We start from the raw sequence: 18,575 nt of genomic DNA, 5'->3' as shown, positions 1-18,575 counted from the left end.
CTAATTCCGCCAATATTCACCGCTCCCGCAAGGGCAAGAAGCACTCCGGATGGGACCGCAGCCCGCTGAAATGGTCAACGTCATCGACCTCAGGAGCCGTTCGCCCATGAGCAGTGTTACCGACCGGCTGATTCAGGGCAGCATGTGGCTGAGTTTGTCCCGCGCCATCGTCAACGGGCTCTCGGCGCTTAGCACCTTCGTGCTCGCCTGGTATCTGGTGCCGGCTGATTTCGGTCTCGTCGCCATTGCAACGACGATCCAGGTCATTCTGAGTTCGGTCACCGAACTCTCGCTCAATCAGGCGCTTATCCGCCACGAGTCGCCCAGCGAAACGCACTTCAGCGCGGTCTGGACCCTGAGCGTGACGAGAAGCGCGATATTGGCGCTGCTGTTTGCCGCCGCATCCTATCCGATCGCCGAGTTTTACAACGAGCCGCGGCTGACGAGCGTCATGCTCGCCTTGAGTTTCAGCCTGCTCTTGAGCGGTCTTGCCAATCCGCGCCGTGTCATGCTCCAGCGCGATCTGATCTTCTGGCAGGAATTCGTCCTCAACGTCTCGCAAAAGCTGGTCGGCTTCATCGTGACGGTGGCGATTGCGGCCATCTATCAGAGTTACTGGGCTCTCGTGATCGGCACCCTCGCCTATCAGGTGACCAATATCATCGTTTCCTATACCGTCCTGCCGTTCTGGCCGCGCATCACCTTTCGGCATGCACGCGAATTGTTTTCGTTCTCGGTGTGGCTCACGGCCGGACAGATCGTCAACACGCTGAACTGGCGGATCGAATATCTGCTGATCGGAAAGCTGCTCGGCGCCACGCAGCTCGGCCACTACACGGTCGGCAACACCCTTTCGACGCTGCCGACGCGCGAGGCCACGGCGCCGTTGAACCAGACGATCTACCCAGGCTTCTCCAAGGTCCGCAACGATCCGGTCCGGCTGGTCGCAGCCTATCAGCGCGCCCAGGCGCTGCTGGCCGCCGTGGCGCTTCCGGCGGGCATCGGCATGGCCGTGGTGGCCGAGCCAATGATGCGGCTTGCCTTGGGAGAGAAGTGGATTCCCGCCATCTTCATCGTCCAGGCGCTCGCATCGGTGTTTGCCCTGCAGACACTCGGCTCGCTCGTCCAGCCGCTCGGCATGGCGAAGGGCCATACGAAGATGCTGTTCATCCGCGACACGCAGATGCTGGTGGTCCGCATTCCCATCATCATCGCCGGCCTCATGATGGCCGGGCTTCCGGGCGTCGTTTATGCCCGCGTGTTGACCGGCCTGATTTCCACCGTGGTCAACATGCTTCTCGTCAAGCGCTTGATCAATCTGCCGTTCTTCCAGCAGCTCGCAGCCAATTTCCGCGCGCTTGCCAGCGTCGCCTTGATGGCCGCCGGCGTCTGGGGATTGTCGCACATTCTGAGCATGCCTACAGACAAGCTGCACTTGGCGCTCTATCTCGCATTGCTCGTCATCACGGGCGGCATCATCTACGCCGGGTCGAGCTTTGTTCTCTGGGTTGCGATGAAAAGGCCCAACGGCCCGGAAACTGAAGTTCAGCGTATCGCTGTCAAGTTCCTGTCAAAAGCAAAACGTATTGCCGTACCCAAATCGGCCTGAAGTTAAAACGAACATCAACAAGAGAGGCAGAATGACCAGCCAATCCAGATCGGAGCTGATCGCAAAACTCAACGGCATGATCCATGATTGCCTGAAGGACTATGTCTCGCGCGATGAACCGCTTGCGATTCTCGACTTTCCCGACATCCGCAATTGCGGCGACTCGGCGATCTGGCTGGGAGAGATGGCCTATCTCAGGGATCGCTTCGGAAAGCGCCCGGACTATGTCTCCAGGCTTCACGACTTCTCCGCCGACGAGCTGAAACGGCGTGTGCCGACCGGCCCGATCTTCATTCACGGCGGCGGCAATTTCGGCGATATCTGGGTCGCCCACCAGGACTTCCGTGAAATGATCATGGAACGCTTCCCGGATCGGCAGATCATCCAGTTCCCGCAGTCGATCCACTACAGCTCGCCCGAGCGCATCGAGCAGTCCAAAAAGGCCATCGGACGCCACAAGAATTTCGTACTGCTGGTGCGCGACGAAGAATCGAAGGAGTTTTCCGAGAAGCACTTCGACTGCACCGTGCGGCTGTGCCCGGACATGGCCTTTGCCATCGGCCCGCTGCCGGAAAGGGCGACGCAGATTCCCGTCCTCGCCATGTTGCGCGAGGATGCGGAACGCGTCGGCGGCGGTGATCGCAAGATTCCTTCCGATATTCCTGTGGAAGACTGGATTACAGAATCGAAGCGGAAGGTGGACATCGCCAAGAAGTTGGGCGTAGCCTCGGCTTATCTCGCATTGAAGCCGAGCGAAGTTGCCTTGCGCAGGCTGGACGCTGCGGCTCATAACCGCTTCGAGCGGGGCATCAGTCAGATTTCGCGCGCCCGCGCGATCGTGACCGATCGCTTGCACGTCCATATCTGCTCGCTGCTGCTCGGCCGTCCGCATGCGGTGCTGGACAACAGCTATGGAAAGATCCGCCGCTTCATGAATGCTTTCTCCGGCGGTACCGACCTTTCCTACAAAGCGACATCGCTCGAAGACGGAATCGAGTGGGCGCGTCAGCAGGCTGCCAACGGACGCGTCGCGGAGAAAGAAGCTGTGGGCCTGCGGGCTTAAGGGGGAATTCGATGCCACTTGTCACCTTCATCATCCCGGTCCGACATCAGGACAACGCGCGCGATTGGAGCAAGCTGAAGGCAAATCTCAGCCAGACCGTGGCCTCCATTTCCAATCAGACCAATGGAGATTGGCGCGGCATCATCGTAGCCAACGAAGGCGCCGACCTGCCTGATCTGCCGGAAAAATTTTCCGCCGTTCGTGTGACGTTTCCGCCGAACGACATGCACGAACTCGGAAAGGGCAGCAAGGAAGACTTCCTCGATGCCTTCCGCGCCGACAAAGGCCGGCGCGTTCTGAGCGGCATGCTGGCCGCGGCCGACAGCCGCTTTTTCATGATTGTCGATGATGACGATTTCGTCAGCTCCCGGATCGTGCAATATGTATCGGAAAACCGGGATGCCAACGGATGGACGATCGACAACGGTTACATCTGGGACGACGGCGGCAATTTTCTGCTGGGACATGACGACTTCAGCCATCTCTGCGGCACCTCGCTGATCATTCGCGCCGATCTGTATGAACTGCCGCAGCGGTTTGAAGACGCCTCTCTCGACTGGATCAAGTCGATGCTGGGCAGCCACGTCCGCATTGCGGACATTCTTGCCCAGCGCGGAGCGCCCTTGACCAAACTGCCTTTCCGGGGAGCAGTCTACCGGGTCGCCCATGGCGGATCGCACAGCCGCGCGCCGAGCCTGATGCGGCAGTATTTTCTCAATCGTGGCGTACTTCTGAAGCCGCGACGGTTGTTGCGCAATTTTCGCAAGCTGAGGGTTCTCGGCGGCGGTTATCGGCGCGAATTCTTCGGCGGGACGCGGTCGAATCCCGCATAGCAAAACGATCCGTCCAATAGGCATAGGTAGTCAAATCATGAGGCTTTTCTCTTTCGACTTCACCAAGAGGGTTGGTAACTGATGTCGGATCTTTTCGTCAGCGTGCTCTTTTCATCCTATAATGGCGCCAGCCGCCGGCTGCGCCATACTCTGGATTCATTGGTGAGCCAGGAGCTTCCCCATGATCGATGGGAATTGATCGCTGTCGACAATAATAGCAAGGACGATACGTTCGACCTTCTGAAATCGTATAGCGAGAAGCTTCCGATCACCATCCTGCAGCAGCGCAAGCCGGGAAAGTCCAGCGCGCTGAATCTGGCCTTGGATCGGGTGAAGGGGGATCTCGTTGTCCTTACCGACGACGACATCCGCGCCGAACCAAATTGGCTGAAAGCGATCGTCGACTGTGCCGCAGCCCATCCGAGCTATGGCGTCTTCGGCGGCAGAATCGTTCCAGATTGGGAGGAGGAGCCGAAGGACCGCTTTATCGACTGGATTCCCATGGGATCGACGTTCGCGATCGTCGATGAAACACAAAGCGGACCGTGCGATCCGACAAAGGTTTGGGGCCCGAACACAATCGTTCGGCGAGAGCTGCTGGGGACAAGCGTACGCTATCGAGAAGATATCGGCCCTCTTCCGGGAAAGATGTTCGCAATGGGTGAAGACGCTGAAATCATCATCCGCCTGGCCGCGGGCGGAGCCAAATCCTATCGTTGCGCCGAAGCCGTGGTTCACCACTGGATCCCGGCATCGAGCGTGACCGAGGATTGGGTGCAGAAACGCGGCGAGCGGCTTGGCTACGGCATGCCGGCACTCTTTCCTGATGAGGTGCCGGAGGGCGTGAGGATAAGCGGCGTTCCATTGCCGACCTGGATCGAAAGCGCACAGTGGGCTTTCCGTGCTGCCCTCCTCTATCTCCTGCCGCGCTCAAAGAAGCGTTTCTGGGCGATTTGGAAATATTACTACATGCGTGGCTATCGCGCCGGTATTCGCCGGTACGTGCCTCAGACAATGGCACAGTGATCGATTGCCCAGGAGGCAGTAATTTGAGACTATCGGTGCTTACCAGTCATTTATGGCAGTATTTGCGTCCACGCATCGACAGCGTTCTATCGGAGGCCCAAGTCATCGGCAAGACGTGAGCCGAATTCGTACTGGCAGGCGATCCGACGGAAATGAGGGTCTGGAGCAGCAAATGAGCAAAGTCAAGGTTACAATACTTTTCTCGACCTACAACGGAGAGAAGACTCTACCAGCGATGCTTGAGGCACTCTGCGCCTCCACCCTGCCGAAAGAAGAATGGAAAATCGTTGCTGTCGATAACAACAGCAGCGACAACACCGCAGCAGTCCTGAATTCCTATAAGGAGCGGCTTCCGCTGGAAGTTTATTTTGAGCCGAAACAAGGCAAGCAGCATGCATTGACTTTGGGCTTCCGCCATCTGGAGGGAGAACTCGTCATCTTAACCGATGACGACGTCATTCCCGCGCCGGATTGGATCGAGCAGTTTCTGACCTTGGCAGATGAGCAACCGCAGTTTGCCATATTCGGAGGTTTGATCACGCCCGAATGGGAGGAAAAACCTGCGCCATGGTTGATTAAGTATGGGCACCTGGGAGTTCTTTATGCTCTCAATGACGATCTTCCCGAGGGCCCGATTTCAGCGGCGTTAATATCGGGGCCGAATTCGGCCTTCCGCCGTTCCGTTTTGGGGCCCGGCTATATCGTACACGACGGTCTCGGTCCGGATGCCACTGTCGCTCAGTTCCCGATGGGTGAGGATACTGCCTTCGCTCTGAGGTTGGAGAAGAATGGAGCCAAGGCTTTTCACTCGCGGCATCCCAGGGTTCGGCACATTGTAAAAAAGGGCTATGTCAAAGAAGGATGGGTTTTGCGACGCGGCGAGCGCTATGGCATGGGTCTGGTTATCGTTCGGCCGGACCTGTTCGAGAGCAAAACGAAAATCGCCGGTCTGCCGGTCGTCAGCGCCCTGAGATGGCTTCTGATGGCGCCGGCCAATGTCGTCGTCAAAAGGTTTCCCCTAAGCGGCCTTCGCTTCAAATTGCTGTGGGCGCAGTCGGTGAGACAGGGAATCCTGCGCCAATTTCTGAAGCAGCGATCTGCGACGAACAAAACGATCTATTCTCAGGTTGGCGCCAAATGATGACAGCCCTCAGCCACAGCACCGACAGGAAACGCTCCAGCTGCGAAGGCAAGGAGCAGGATTTTCGCACTTCGGGAGGCGAATCGGTTTGACGACTGATTTAAAAATTAGTGTCATCTTTTCGTCCTTCAACGGCGCTAGTAGACGGCTTCAGCAGATGCTGGAGTCGATGCTGGGCCAAAACCTTCCGGCTGAACAATGGGAACTGATTGCCGTCAACAATAACAGTGAAGACGAGACGCAGCAGCTTCTCAATCAATATGCGGAGAAGCTTCCAATGGTTGTCGTCAATCATCCCCGGCCAGGAAAATCAGGAGCCATGAACGCCGCTCTGGCAATAGCTCGAGGAGCATTGATCGTTTTTACGGACGACGACATCGAGGCGGATGCGAATTGGTTGCGTTCGATTGCGAGCTGCGCAGAGACGAATCCGGATTACGGCGTTATCGGCGGCCGGATACTTCCAAATTGGGAGCATTATCCTCATGGAGACCCGCTGTTGGATTGGATTCCCATGGGGTCAACCTTCGCCATAGCCGACCAGGAATCCAGCGGCCCATGCGACCCGACAAAGATTTGGGGTCCGAACACAACAGTGCGTCGTGAACTGCTTGGCAGCACTGTGCGGTTCCGCGAAGACATCGGGCCGCTTCCCGGAGGTCTTTTCGCAATGGGAGAGGATACCGAAATTGTCAATCGCCTGTCCCGAAACGGCGTGAAAACATATCGGTGCGCCGAGGCCGTCGTCCATCATTGGATTCCAGCCTCGAGTGTGACAGAGGCTTGGGTACAGAAACGTGGGGAGCGTCTTGGCTACGGAATGCCGGCGCTCTTCGCTGAGGACATTCCCAAGGGTTTAAGGATCGCGGGAGTGCCCTTAAGAACTTGGATCGAGAGCGCCAACTGGGCGGTTCGGGCAGCTCTTCTTTATCCTTTGCCGCGATCAAAGAAGCGGTTCTGGGCCATCTGGAAGTACTACTACATGCGCGGCTACCGCGCCGGACTTCGCCGATACGCACCGGCGGGAAATCATTCTGGTCGACTGGTGCAGGAGGTCGTGCGGTGAAATTATCGGTGCTCATCAACAATTTCAATTACGGCCAGTATTTGCGTCCATGCATCGACAGCGTTCTGTCGCAGACCTATCCAGATTTCGAAGTGATCGTCGTCGACGATGGCTCCACCGATGATTCCCAAGAGATCCTTGCTTCCTATGGCGAGCGGATCCAGACCGTTTTGAAGGAAAATGGGGGCCAAGCCTCAAGCTTCAATGCCGGTTTTGCGGCCGCGAGCGGCGATATCCTTTTTCTTCTCGATGCCGATGACGCGTTTTTGCCCGGAAAACTCGCGCGCATTGCCGAGGTCTATGACCGCAACGAGATCGACTGGTGCTTCGACCGTGTGACGACCAATGACGGCGACCAGCCTCCCGCGGAACTGCAGGTGACGCTGTTCGACAAGCGCGACACGTTGCGCAGGGGCGGCTTTCCCTCGCTTCCGGTGCCGACCTCCGGCTTGAGCTTCCGCCGCAACCTGCTGTCCCAGATCCTGCCGATGTCTGTCGCGAAAGACGTCGTCCTCAGCGACAATTACATCAAGTTTGCAGCCGCATATCTGGGACGCGGGGCCATCGTCGAAACACCACTGACCTTTCAACGTATTCATGCCACGAACCGCTATACGGGCACGAGCAGGGCAAGAACGCTGCGCCCGCGCATCATGATTGCGACAGGATTGGAACTGGCACGCCGCTATGACGGGCTGCATGCGCTCGGCAAGAGCTTGGTGGCCGGCGGCATTGCCGAAACGACGTCGCTCCTCAAGCTGAGGAGTGAAGCTCGCAGTACCGTGGCGGGTGGACCCTTCGGTGATGATGCCGTAAACGAAGTGGCCCTGATGGCCGCGCGCAAGCGTTTGGGAAATATGCTGCGGAGAGGGCAGTCATGAACCAGCAAGACACCTTTCCGCCTTCATCTGCCAGAGCTGATCAGCAAGTTGTGTCGCCGTTGAACATCGCCGTCGGCGTGCTGACCTATCGGCGGCTGGACGGGATTGCCAAGCTGCTCGATGTGATGACACGCCAGACCAGGCATCCGGCTCGCCCCTATCATCTGACGATGGTGATCGTCGACAACGATGCCGCCGGCAGCGCAAGAGCCACGGTCGAGGCTTTCGGCCAAACGGGCGCCTATGATCTGATCTATGTCGTCGAACAGAACCAGGGCATCCCCTTTGCGCGCAATCGGGCGCTCGATTCTGCCCCTGCCGGCACCGACCTCTTCTGCTTTCTTGACGATGACGAATGGCCGGTCGATGGCTGGCTCGATGCGATGCTGGAGACCCGGGAGACAAACCGCGCCGATTGCGTCTACGGTCCGGTCCAGCCGGTCTACCCCGAAAATCCGCCGGAATATTTCATCAAAGCAAAAGTTTTCGAGCGCAAGAAGAACAAGGACGGTCAGCGCATTTCCTATGCGGCTTCGAACAATGTCATGTTCGATTATCGCCTCATCCGCTCATGGAATCTACGCTTCGAAGAGAAAATGCGCTTCACCGGGGGCACTGACTATCTCTTCTTCAATCAGGCAATTCGCCGTGGCATGCAGGTTTTCTGGGCTGACAGGGCGCTCGTCTATGATATTGTTCCCGCCAGCCGCATGACTTGGAAATGGGTGTTGCAGCGGCAATACCGGCTCGGCAACACTTTCGCCGTCAGCGAGGTCCTGCACGGCAATCTCAAACGCCGGCTCTATCGCGCGGCCTACGGCGCCACGAGAGTGATGCTCGGGGTGGCCATGCTGCCGACGATCCTGATTTCACCCTATTGGGGCATGCGGGCGCTCACTCATGTTCTGCGTGGCGCGGGCATGGTCAACGGGATCCTTGGACATGCATACCAGGAATACAAGCCCAATGCCGCCCTCTGATACTGATTGCAGGAGCGCCCTCGGATGAGTTTCGGCCCTACATATGTTCGAGACGGAGATATTGGCGTGCGGCCGGCCGTCCGTGCGCGGTCACGCCATGGCATCAGAAAAGAGACGCTCGTCCGCCTGCTCCTGACGGGCATTTTCTACATCGCCCTGCTGCGGGCAACCGGCATGTGGTACGGTTATCCCTCGAATTTCGATGACGGGGCATCCGTCGATCCGCTGCCGCAGAAACTGATGCTTTATTCGCTGATCCCATTGATCGGCCTTTATGGCCTTCTTGAGCCAAACCGGTTTCTCGCTTTTTTCCGCGGCATTTCGCCCCTCGTCTGTGTCGTCATCTTTTCGATCGTCGCCTCATTCATCGGCTCGCTGGATTTCGGCGCTTCTGTTCGCGGTGCGGCGGCCGTAGGTCTGCTGGCCCTTGGCCCCCTGCTCTTTCGGCTGCGCTACGGCAACGAGGAAACCGTACGCCTGCTCGCTAACTTTGCCATTTTCTCTGCCTTCGCAAATGTCCTTTATACGGCAGCGTTCCCGCGTTTCGGGATCATGGGCGGCTCGCTGGCAGGAGCGGTGAAGGGACTGTTTTATCACAAAAATACAATGGGGCAGTTCAGTGCGATCTGCTTTATCGTGCTGATTTCACATCGGCTGCCCTCCCCTCGGCTCCGCTACAGCGGCTTGCTGAAAAGCATCGCCATCATGCTGACCCTGCTCCTCGTCGTGGTCTCCTTGTCGTCGACGGCGGTGGTTATGGTGGCGATCGGTCTCGCCACGATCGTCGGGCTGAAGATGATGGAAAATGTCCGACACAGCATGACGCGTGCTTTCATTGTCTTGTTCCTTTGCCTCCTCATCGGCTTAGCCGGCTCGATCGCCTATCTCGGCGTCGCACAGGCCGTCGCTCAGGCTTTCGGAAAGGACCTGACGCTGTCGGGACGGTCGGATATCTGGGAACAGGTCATCCCGCTGATTTATGATCGGCCAATCTTCGGCTATGGCTTCGCCACGTTCCGGCAGGCAGATATTGTCGAGGAATATGTCCGTCTCGGCCATACCGTCCACTCTCTGCACAACACCTACCTTGAGATTTGTCTCAACATTGGTATTCCGGGCTTTCTTTGTTGGATCAGCTTCCTGTTGACGCGACTTTTCAAGAAGATCGCCGTCGTCTACCGGAGCCATCAGCTTCAGACCGTTCAGGCCAAAGAAGTTGCATTGATCCTTCTCGTCATGATCGGCGCGATGACCGAAGCGGGAATGATGCTCGCGCCGATTGGTCTGTGGCCGGTCCTCGTCTCTGTCTTACCGATGAGGACGGAACCTGTTGTCCCCCGGCCACGTCAGCGGTCTCTTTTAAAGGGACCGACCGGGCGGCGCAGCCTCCGCTATCCACAACCCGCTTTAGGAGAATAGGCAATGACCAGCGCCCCAATGGCCGTGCCGGAAGCGAAAAGAGCCGCGGTCAGCGTTGAACGCGAAAAACTGCTGGATATCGAACGCGGCAAAGGCGTCGGCATCCTATTGGTCGTCTACGGCCACCTTGTGATGCAAGGCACGCTGGGCGAGCAGGCGTGGTACCAGGCGACGAAATCCGCGATCTATACGTTCCACATGCCCTTCTTCATGTATCTCAGCGGCTTCGTGTTCTTGTTCACAGGCGCCCATAATGCTCTTGATCGCAACTTCGGCCGGTTCTTTGCCAAGAGATTTGATCGGCTGCTGATCCCCTTTATCGTGATGTGCCTGATCAACGTCTTTGGCAAACAGATCGCCGAGACGTTTATTCATGTCGATGACGGCGTCAGCGGCTTTTGGCAGGGGCCATGGGCGGTGATTTCGAACAGCCCGAACAACCCGACAATTTCGATCTGGTATCTCCTGGTGCTTTTCGTCTATTCGGTGCTGACACCAATCCTGTGGCGGCTGAGCGGCCGACACATCGGTATTCTTTTCCTTTTCTCGTTGGCAATCTTCTTCATTCCCGCTTCAGAGAGGTTTTATGTCGCACGAATTCTGAGTTATTTCGTATTTTTCGTGGCTGGAATGGTGAGCTGCAGATATTCCGAATACTTTCTGAAGATATTCTCCAAATATATCATTCTCTGGCTGGTCGTTTTCGCAGCCGCACTTTATGTCGGTCGGAGCTTTCCTTATTGGCTTCTTCTGTGCGGGGCGGCATCGATTCCGTTCCTGCACGCTCTTGTCAGAATGCCGATATTTGACAACGACAAGATTCTTCTCTGGTTTGGCCAGAATTCGATGGTGATTTATCTGTTCAACACAATCTTCATTGGCATAGCAAAGGGTATTTATGTGAAGATCCTGCCGTATCACGGTCCGTGGTTTGCGTTTATGGTCGTTATATTGATGATTTCCGGAACGTTACTGCCAATTCTCGCCAAGATGGCGCTTCAGGCGGCGCCTATGGCGGGGCCGATTTATAAATATGTCAGGTAAAAGATTGTCCGGAGCTGAGATTTTTCTTAATCCGCGAGCTTCGACGTGCTGGTTAATAATGTTAGAATTCCATTGAACTGCCGCGATACAGCCACGGTTTCAGTGGAACGAACTTACCCTCTCGTCATCGGTCAAACATAGGAGATGCCTGTCTATGGCTGAGAAAAAATTGAAAGTTCTCGCTGCTTCATCAGGGGGCGGTCACTGGGAACAACTGATGGCCATGCGCGGCGCGTTCGACGGCTGCGACATAATTTTTGCAACGACCATCCCGGGGCTTCTTTCGAAATATGATATTCGCGACGGACTGGTCCTTCCTGATTGCAGCCGTGACTCAATAACCATGTCAATCCGGTGCTTTTTCAGCGCTTTTGCCATCGTTATCAAGCACAGGCCCGACGTCATCATCTCCACCGGTGCGGCGCCTGGACTCTTTTGCTTGCTTGCCGGCAAGATGACGGGCAAACGCACGATCTGGATCGATAGCGTCGCCAATGTCGAGAAACTGTCTTTATCGGGAAAATTGGCCGGCCATATTGCAACGCTCTGGCTCACGCAATGGCAACATCTCTCGCGGCCGGATGGCCCCCATTACGCAGGAGCTGTCCTTTGATCCTTGTCACCGTCGGAACGCAGCTGCCGTTTGATCGCCTCGTCAAGGCCGTCGATACCTTCGCCAAGGATCTGACCAGACCGGTGCTGGCTCAGATCGGCAAGGGCACCTATACTCCACAGAACATGAAATGGATCAAGAATATCGAGCCTGCGGACTTCGATAAGGTCTTTCGCGATGCGACTGTCATCGTCTCTCACGCGGGAATCGGCACGGTCCTCACGGCGAAGCGTTTCGGCAAACCGATCATTCTTGTTCCACGGAAGGCGGCTCTTGGTGAGCATCGAAACGATCACCAGCTTGCCACGGTCAGTCAGCTTGTCGGCCGGCCGGGCATCTATGTCGCCCAAAGCGATGACGAACTCAAGGATTATCTCCTGCAGGACCTGGAAAGCCCCTCTCATGAAGATGTTTCCGATGCCGGCCGGACGTCGCTGGTCAAGTATTTGAAGGGTTATCTCGCGGAAGGTTGAACCCGCCAACAGGCGCAGACGCCCTCGAGACAGAGGAGATTCATTCTCTGCAATCTCGGCCGGCTATGTGCCGGGCGAGTTGGGGAACGATGATCTTAGATGCGACTTCGGGCCGCGGATGGGCGCCGTCAGGAATTGCAGCGGCCAGATCGTCAGGGGTCAGACGCTCCCAATCGGGCCGATAGTCGATAAACTCCAGGCCCCGTTTCCGTGCTTCCGCCTGATGAGCCGAGATATAGCTACCGGCAAAAGGACGGATCAGCCCCCGCAGTCCCGAAAATGGATTCATCGCCATGAGGATGATCCGCGCCCGCGGCAGGCGTTGACGAAGCTGATCGAGGATGTCGGCAATATTCCTTCGGCTTTGTGCCAGGGACACGAACCGATGCAATGTCGCGTCATTGGCGTAGAGCTCGATCAGAATAATATCCGGCTGCTCGGCAACGACCCGATCCAGCTGGGTCAAAGCCCATGTCGACGTCTCGCCGCTCTTTGCGACGCTCTCCACTCTCACGGATCTCTGCAGGCAGGCAGAAAGCCTTGTCTGGAGGCCGGGCTGCCATCCCCCGCGCGCTGTCAGCGATGTTCCGAAAGCCACAATTTTCAGCGGCGGAAGGTTCTCGGCATCACTCTTTCCAGTCATCAAAACCATTACGAGGCACGCTAAAAGCAGAACCAGAACCGATGCCAGTCGCCTCTCGGTCGGCGCCGCTCGCCAAAGCCGCAAACATATCATGACAGAACCATATCTCGGCGAGAGCTATACGTCGCCCGGCAGGAGAACCTTGTGGAACGGCTGGCAGGCCCTTGGAGCCGACCTTGCAGCAGGCTTGAGACAATATCATGAAGGACAGATTGTCACGTCCGCTTCAGTGCGCAAATCAGCCTCGCATCCAACCGGGATAGCAGCTGCCTCGACATGCCGCAACGACGCCGAGGAGCGCCAATCACTCCTCACGAAATACGTGCTGCATCTGATCGGTCAGAGGTTTTGTGAGATAAGAGATGACGGTCCGGTCGCCGATCTTGATAAAGACTTCGGCCGGCATGCCGGGATAGAGCTTTATCGATTTCAGCTTCGCGATACTTTGAGCCTCCGGCTTGACGCGCAGTGGATAGTAGCTGATCCCCGTCCGCTCATCCTTGACGATATCAGGCGCAATTGAGGTGATCACCGCCTGCACATCGGGCGTCGTGCGCTGATCAAAAGCGCTGAAACGCACATCGACGGATTGGCCGACATGGACCTGGTCGATATCGCGGGTGGCGACCTTCGCCTGGACGGTAAGATCGTCATTTTCGGGAACGACGAGCCCCAGCGTCTGACCGGCTTCGATAACGCCATTGACGGTGTGCACCGACAATTCGTGAACGCGGCCGCTGAGCGGCGCGGTGATGTCGAGACGGCGGAGTTGATCGAGCGCAGTGCCGCGGCGCTCCTCATTTTCGGCGATCTGAGCTTCGACATCGGTCAGGTCCTTTGCGATCTCCGAACGGCGATCCTCATCCAGCTGAATCGACTGTCGGTCGATTTCGATCGCCTTGCCCTCGGCCTCTGCCTTTGCAGCGATTTCCTGACCGCTGTTACCCTGGAGATCGGCGCGGGCGCGCTTGAGCGTATTCAAACGCTGAAGCGTGACCAGACCCTTCTTGTAGAGAACATCGACGGCTTCGAGCTCCTGTTCGATTAAGCCGAGGGAATCGCTTGTGGCGTTAATCTGAACGACCAAGCCCTTGATCTGCTCGCCCAGTTGATCCTTGCGCGACGCCAGCTGGCTCTTCATTCCGGTCAGCGCCGATCTGCGGCTGTCGAACAACTTTCGCTCGCCGTCGAGCAGCTGCTGCGCCGCGGTGCTGGATGTCAGATCGCTGAGGTTTTCTTCGACTTCGAACGACTCGGCGCCAATCCGCTCCGCCTTCAGGCGGGCGCGGCGCGCATAAAGCTGAGCAAGCGTGCTCTCGACAATCGACAGCTGTGCTCTTGTCGCCGTTCCATCAAGCCGTATCAAAACCTGTCCGGCCGACACATGCTCGTTTTCGGAGACCAGAAGTTCCGAGACGATGCCGCCCGTCAGATGCTGGATCTTCTTGACGTCGCCGTCGACGACAACGACGCCTTCGCCGATGACGGCGCTGGAAAGTTCCGTCGTCGCCGCCCAACCGCCAATGCCGCAAACCAACGCAATGGAGAGCGCGCCGACAACCGCCACATGGCGATTGAGGGAGCGTTTGGATTCACTAATAACTTTGCTCACGATCTTCCTTCCGGCCTATTCCGCCGCATTGCCGTCGACCACGACCTTAAGCTGAGCCACGCGCTCGGCAATCGGGGTTCGTGCTGCCTCGGTCCGGCTGACCCGCGCCAGAACTTCTTCCTTAGGACCGAATGCGATCATCCTGCCCTCCTGCATCATCAGCACGAAGTCGCACACTGCCAGAACGCCGGAGCGATGCGCGATGACAACGACGATGCCGCCACGTGCACGCACGCTCATGATCGCAGCACTCAGCGCCCGCTCGCCTTCCTCATCGAGATTGGAATTCGGTTCATCGAGCACGACGAGGAATGGTTCGCCGTAGAGCGCTCTCGCAAGCGCGATACGCTGTCTCTGGCCCGCAGAAAGCGCAGCACCGCCTTCGCCGATTTCGGTCTCGTAACCGTTCGGCAGACGCAGAATGAGGTCGTGAACGCGCGCCGCCCTCGCCGCGGTAACCACCGCTTCCGGCGACATCTCTTTAGCGAAGCGGCAGATATTCTGCGCGACGGTGCCGGAGAAGAGCTCGACATCCTGCGGAAGATAACCGATATGCCGGCCGAGTGCGTCGCCGTCCCACTGGTCAAGCGCCGCGCCATCCAGACGAATGGATCCCCTGACCGTCGGCCAGATGCCCATCATCGCCCGCGCCAGCGACGATTTGCCAGAGGCGCTGTAGCCGATGACCCCGAGAGCGCTCCCGGCTTTCAGGCCGAAGCTGATATCGGAAATGACCAGCCGCTGGCCGGCCGGCGGTCCGCTGGCGACACCTTCAACCGTGACCTGCTTGGAAGGTGCAGCCAGCGCGAGAGGGGCTTGGATCTCCGGAATTGTCTTCAGCAGGTTCGCAAGCCGCGCCCAGCTCTGCTGGGCGGAAACGAAACCGCGCCAATTTCCGATCGCCGCCTCCACAGGCGCCAGAGCGCGGGACGTCAGGATGGAACCGGCGATGATAATACCCGAAGAGGCTTGACCCTGAATGACCAGGATCGCGCCTGTTGCCAGCGTTCCCGATTGCAGGGCGATGCGGAAAATCTTCGACAGCGTCGCATATCCGTTGCCGACATCCGATGCCTGCCGGGTGATGTTCCGGTATTCGCCGTTCTTGCGGTCCCAGATCTCGGCCATGGTGCCTGCCATGCCCATGGCATGAATGACCTCGGAATTGCGGATCGAGCTCTGCGCAAATCCGTTGCGCATGTTGGCGGCTTCCGATTGCCGCTTGGAGAGCGTGCGCGTGCCCTGGTTGGTCAGGAACGTCAGAATGGCGAGAACGAGCGATCCGCCGATCGCGATATATCCAATTGCCGGATGGAACAGGAAACAGATAACGAGATAGAAAGGAAGCCAGGGCAGATCGAACATTGCCGTCGGGCCCATGCCGGACAGGAAGGTTCTTATCTGATCGAAATCCCGCAGGGGCTGAAGCCCGTCTCCGCCGATCTTGACCTTCAGCGGCGCTTTGATCAACGCCCGAAACACCCGCCCATTGACCATCTCGTCAAGCGCACCGGCAACGCGAACGAGCATTCTGCTCCTAAGAACTTCGAATGCGCCTTGAAAAGCGTAAAGAGTTAACGCAAGTATTGCCAAGGCGGCCAGCGTCGGGATGCTTTTGCTGGGAATGACGCGATCATACACCTCAAGCATAAAAAATGAACTTGTGAGGTAGAGGATGTTGATAAGCGCGCTTGCTATGCCGATGAAGATCAGCCCTCCTTTGCATTTCCGCAAGGCTTTGGACGGTTCATTGACGTCAGCTGTCGAACTTTGAAACACGAAGCAATCCTCTCCTACCGCATGGCGCATCCGGTCAATACGCGGATGCACACTGCAGTTGCGGGCCTATCAAGCCCAATCATTGACATGGCTGCCTTCGGTGGCCCGGCACCGATGCCGACCCCCGCTTGCAGGCCTATAACCTAGCCCATGAGTCCCACTGAAGAATGACCGAAAATACAAATTTATCACGAACAATTTCAGGGGCCCTAACTTTAACGCTATGATAATTATACCGGCCGAAGCAAGTGATAATCACAAGCCGCCGAATAACGGCTCAAAGCGGCAAACATGTGGCGCGCTTAGGTCCGATGTTTACTGGGGAATTAACTATAAATGCAATCTTTAGTTAATAATTTCGGGGAGCCGGCGGAAAATCGTTTCGAAATCATCGCGAGACTTCAGCGTCGGCCGATAGCGACAGCATTCGACGGACTTGAAGGTTGAAGCACTTCCGCCGCTCGGGGAAGCGCTTCGGGATCTGCATCAAGCCAGCATTTGCGAGACATGAGTGCCGTGGAATGCGTCGATGTTAATGGAGACGCTCAAGCTGTCGGTATCGATATGGGAAGCGCCATCGGAGATTTTGTATTGGAAGGTCTCGCTCACTTTTCCGGTCAAACCAGCGATTTTCGCGGCGTCGACCGTGTAGGTGTAGTCGCCATCACTCTCAACATGAATAACCCCGTATTTTCCCGCCAGCGTCAGGCCATGCTTGTCAACTGCGCTATCGCCGAAGCGGCGAAGCAATACGATTCCGTTGCTCGCGCTGTCGTTCTCCAGCAGATTGCCATGATAACCGCCGCCGGTATCGGCTGAAATCTTCAAGGTGTCATGCACTGCGACAATTTTGGGAATGACGACTGCATCTGTGGTGGGAGCAGCTGTTGTGGTGGTCGGCGGGGGCATCACCACCGGCTCGGCGACAGCCGGCGAGGTGTTGCCGCTCGCGCTGCCTGTGGCGCTGTCTAGTTCTGCCTGCGCCTGCTCGAGAGTCTTGTTCTCTCCGATGGAGAACGTATTCTGGGCGGCGATTGTCGCCGGCATCGTGAGCGTCGATACATCGCTGTCGATGATATTGTCGTAGAACGAGCCCGATGCCGGTTTGTCCACTTTCAAAGCCGACGAGGACAGTTCGTCGAAGACGTTGTCGTGGACAGCGATGTTCTCGCGGATGTAGCTCGGGTTGCCGACGGCGCTGACCAAGACGCCATAGACGCCGTCATGCAGGTAGTTTCCGCTGATGTCGTAGTTCTTCGCATCCCCCTGATCGCCGAGACCAATACCGTACGACCAACTATAGCCGCCATATCCCGAGATCTCATTGTCGTGGATGGCGATATTCGTTCCCGCCTGCGCGCTCACCCCAAAGCCGCCGCCGACCAGAGTGTTGCCCTCGACCACAGCATTGGTCGCCCGGATCAGCACCAGGACACCCTTCGCGCTGTTGGTAGCCGTCTGATCAAGGTGGTTGTCAGCGATCAATATATTGCTGCTGTCGTTGAGCTGGATCGCATCTGCGGCGCTGCCCAGACTGTTGGTGACGGTATTGTTGATGAGGGTGACGCCGTTGACCTTGTCCATCCAGATCCCGTCGGAATGCACGCCGGTCAGCGTACTGTTCTCGATGGTGATATTCTGGCTGCTCTGGAAGCTGACCGAACCAGGTTTACCGGACAGGCCGGTATTCGAAACCTCGACATTGCGCACGGTCCAGTTCGAAACACTGCCGGCATAGATCGCGTTGGCGCCGGTATCGGCAATCTTGATATTCTCGATGATGATGTTCGAGGCCTTGGAACCGTGGATCCCGTCATTGCTGCTGTGAATGACCGGCGCATTACCGATGCCATAGCTGCCGATGGTGATCGGAGCGCTGACAGTCCCGGAATATTTCAGATCGAACTGTTCGTTGAAGACGCTTCCGGCAGCGAGTAACACGCTGTCGCCGGGATTCAGCTTCAAGGCTTCCACGGCAGACAACGTCGCAAAGGCTGAACTCTCACCGGTTCCGCTGTTATAGTCGGATCCCGTCACTGAATTCACGTAATAGACGGTCATGCTGCGATCTCCCGAGGTTATGGAAGACCTTCTAACTGCGGACATCTCACCGGCTGCTAAAATGAAACACTAAAATGCGCGATATCTCGGAATATTCTTACATTCCAAGCATGATTATTCTAGTGTACTCAAAGTATTGCATCACGGTAAGGTTGCAGAGCCCCCCGACGCCCATTCTACCTCGGTGCAGCACACTACCGCACTGTGATCCGCAGCAAGCTGAAGCCGGCATATACCCGCTCCAGCGCAGCACAACGTTCCCAAACTGAACCTATATGCGGTAAACGGAAGGGTTTATTTTCGGCGATATACTTACCAACCGAGGGGAGAGA

At 57.1% G+C, this 18,575-nt stretch carries 16 protein-coding genes; 12 read left to right on the top strand and 4 right to left on the bottom strand.

Annotation, left to right across the window (positions count from 1 at the left end; all coding sequences use genetic code 11):
* The first annotated feature begins 106 nt into the window (after positions 1–106).
* The 12 genes from HJC04_RS19825 (at position 107) to HJC04_RS19770 (ending at position 12,148) form a co-directional block, all read left to right on the top strand.
* Positions 107–1,609, top strand: coding sequence for a lipopolysaccharide biosynthesis protein (locus tag HJC04_RS19825; protein ID WP_221146907.1), 1,503 nt, complete (start codon positions 107–109; stop codon positions 1,607–1,609).
* Positions 1,610–1,640: 31 nt separating this feature from the next.
* Complete coding sequence (locus HJC04_RS19820) at positions 1,641–2,672, top strand: polysaccharide pyruvyl transferase family protein (protein ID WP_210630251.1); 1,032 nt, start codon at positions 1,641–1,643, stop codon at positions 2,670–2,672.
* 11 nt (positions 2,673–2,683) lie between these two features.
* Complete coding sequence (locus tag HJC04_RS19815; RefSeq protein WP_210630249.1) at positions 2,684–3,505, top strand: galactosyl transferase; 822 nt, start codon at positions 2,684–2,686, stop codon at positions 3,503–3,505.
* Between the two features lie 81 nt (positions 3,506–3,586).
* Positions 3,587–4,531 (top strand): glycosyltransferase family 2 protein, encoded by a 945-nt coding sequence (locus HJC04_RS19810; RefSeq protein ID WP_221146906.1) that lies wholly within the window; start codon positions 3,587–3,589, stop codon positions 4,529–4,531.
* A 172-nt stretch (positions 4,532–4,703) separates the two neighbouring features.
* Positions 4,704–5,672, top strand: a complete 969-nt coding sequence (locus HJC04_RS19805) for a glycosyltransferase (protein ID WP_221146905.1) — start codon at positions 4,704–4,706, stop codon at positions 5,670–5,672.
* Positions 5,673–5,754: 82 nt separating this feature from the next.
* Positions 5,755–6,738, top strand: a complete 984-nt coding sequence (locus HJC04_RS19800) for a glycosyltransferase family 2 protein (protein ID WP_221146997.1) — start codon at positions 5,755–5,757, stop codon at positions 6,736–6,738.
* Complete coding sequence (locus HJC04_RS19795; protein WP_221146904.1) at positions 6,735–7,619, top strand: glycosyltransferase family 2 protein; 885 nt, start codon at positions 6,735–6,737, stop codon at positions 7,617–7,619. Before HJC04_RS19800 ends, HJC04_RS19795 begins: the two co-directional genes overlap by 4 nt.
* Entirely contained in the window at positions 7,616–8,599 is a 984-nt protein-coding gene (locus HJC04_RS19790; protein WP_221146903.1) for a glycosyltransferase family A protein, read from the top strand. The genes HJC04_RS19795 and HJC04_RS19790 overlap by 4 nt, the downstream gene beginning before the upstream one ends.
* 24 nt (positions 8,600–8,623) lie before the next feature.
* On the top strand, positions 8,624–10,018 hold the full coding sequence (locus tag HJC04_RS19785) for an O-antigen ligase family protein (RefSeq protein ID WP_221146996.1): 1,395 nt from the start codon (positions 8,624–8,626) through the stop codon (positions 10,016–10,018).
* Positions 10,019–10,021: 3 nt separating this feature from the next.
* The gene (locus tag HJC04_RS19780; protein ID WP_221146902.1) at positions 10,022–11,062 is read left to right on the top strand and encodes an acyltransferase family protein; all 1,041 of its coding nucleotides are present in this window, start codon (positions 10,022–10,024) and stop codon (positions 11,060–11,062) included.
* Between the two features lie 154 nt (positions 11,063–11,216).
* Positions 11,217–11,675 (top strand): glucuronosyltransferase, encoded by a 459-nt coding sequence (locus HJC04_RS19775; RefSeq protein WP_221146901.1) that lies wholly within the window; start codon positions 11,217–11,219, stop codon positions 11,673–11,675.
* The gene (locus HJC04_RS19770) at positions 11,672–12,148 is read left to right on the top strand and encodes a glycosyltransferase (RefSeq protein ID WP_221146900.1); all 477 of its coding nucleotides are present in this window, start codon (positions 11,672–11,674) and stop codon (positions 12,146–12,148) included. Before HJC04_RS19775 ends, HJC04_RS19770 begins: the two co-directional genes overlap by 4 nt.
* Before the next feature lie 40 nt (positions 12,149–12,188).
* Here HJC04_RS19770 and HJC04_RS19765 read toward each other — a convergent pair whose 3' ends face one another.
* From HJC04_RS19765 to HJC04_RS19750, 4 genes are all read right to left on the bottom strand, one after another.
* Positions 12,189–12,884, bottom strand: coding sequence for an SGNH/GDSL hydrolase family protein (locus tag HJC04_RS19765; protein WP_210630232.1), 696 nt, complete (start codon positions 12,882–12,884; stop codon positions 12,189–12,191).
* Between the two features lie 211 nt (positions 12,885–13,095).
* A complete protein-coding gene (locus tag HJC04_RS19760) occupies positions 13,096–14,403 on the bottom strand; it encodes an HlyD family type I secretion periplasmic adaptor subunit (RefSeq protein WP_210630230.1) in 1,308 nt (435 codons plus the stop codon).
* A 15-nt stretch (positions 14,404–14,418) separates the two neighbouring features.
* The gene (locus tag HJC04_RS19755) at positions 14,419–16,182 is read right to left on the bottom strand and encodes a type I secretion system permease/ATPase (protein ID WP_221146899.1); all 1,764 of its coding nucleotides are present in this window, start codon (positions 16,180–16,182) and stop codon (positions 14,419–14,421) included.
* Between the two features lie 486 nt (positions 16,183–16,668).
* Entirely contained in the window at positions 16,669–18,243 is a 1,575-nt protein-coding gene (locus HJC04_RS19750) for a right-handed parallel beta-helix repeat-containing protein (RefSeq protein WP_221146898.1), read from the bottom strand.
* Positions 18,244–18,575 lie beyond the last annotated feature (332 nt).

This window comes from Rhizobium sp. NLR8a, assembly GCF_019685235.1.
In the GTDB taxonomy this organism is placed as follows: domain Bacteria; phylum Pseudomonadota; class Alphaproteobacteria; order Rhizobiales; family Rhizobiaceae; genus Rhizobium.
This window is presented reverse-complemented; position numbering and strand designations above follow the sequence as displayed.

Coding starts and splice junctions, on each gene's coding strand:
- HJC04_RS19820 (WP_210630251.1), top strand. CDS start 1,641: ATGACCAGCCAATCCAGATCGGAGCTGATCGCAAAACTCAACGGCATG.
- HJC04_RS19815 (WP_210630249.1), top strand. CDS start 2,684: ATGCCACTTGTCACCTTCATCATCCCGGTCCGACATCAGGACAACGCG.
- HJC04_RS19775 (WP_221146901.1), top strand. CDS start 11,217: ATGGCTGAGAAAAAATTGAAAGTTCTCGCTGCTTCATCAGGGGGCGGT.
- HJC04_RS19765 (WP_210630232.1), bottom strand. CDS start 12,884: ATGATATGTTTGCGGCTTTGGCGAGCGGCGCCGACCGAGAGGCGACTG.
- HJC04_RS19750 (WP_221146898.1), bottom strand. CDS start 18,243: ATGACCGTCTATTACGTGAATTCAGTGACGGGATCCGACTATAACAGC.
- HJC04_RS19825 (WP_221146907.1), top strand. CDS start 107: ATGAGCAGTGTTACCGACCGGCTGATTCAGGGCAGCATGTGGCTGAGT.
- HJC04_RS19780 (WP_221146902.1), top strand. CDS start 10,022: ATGACCAGCGCCCCAATGGCCGTGCCGGAAGCGAAAAGAGCCGCGGTC.
- HJC04_RS19785 (WP_221146996.1), top strand. CDS start 8,624: ATGAGTTTCGGCCCTACATATGTTCGAGACGGAGATATTGGCGTGCGG.
- HJC04_RS19790 (WP_221146903.1), top strand. CDS start 7,616: ATGAACCAGCAAGACACCTTTCCGCCTTCATCTGCCAGAGCTGATCAG.
- HJC04_RS19810 (WP_221146906.1), top strand. CDS start 3,587: ATGTCGGATCTTTTCGTCAGCGTGCTCTTTTCATCCTATAATGGCGCC.
- HJC04_RS19805 (WP_221146905.1), top strand. CDS start 4,704: ATGAGCAAAGTCAAGGTTACAATACTTTTCTCGACCTACAACGGAGAG.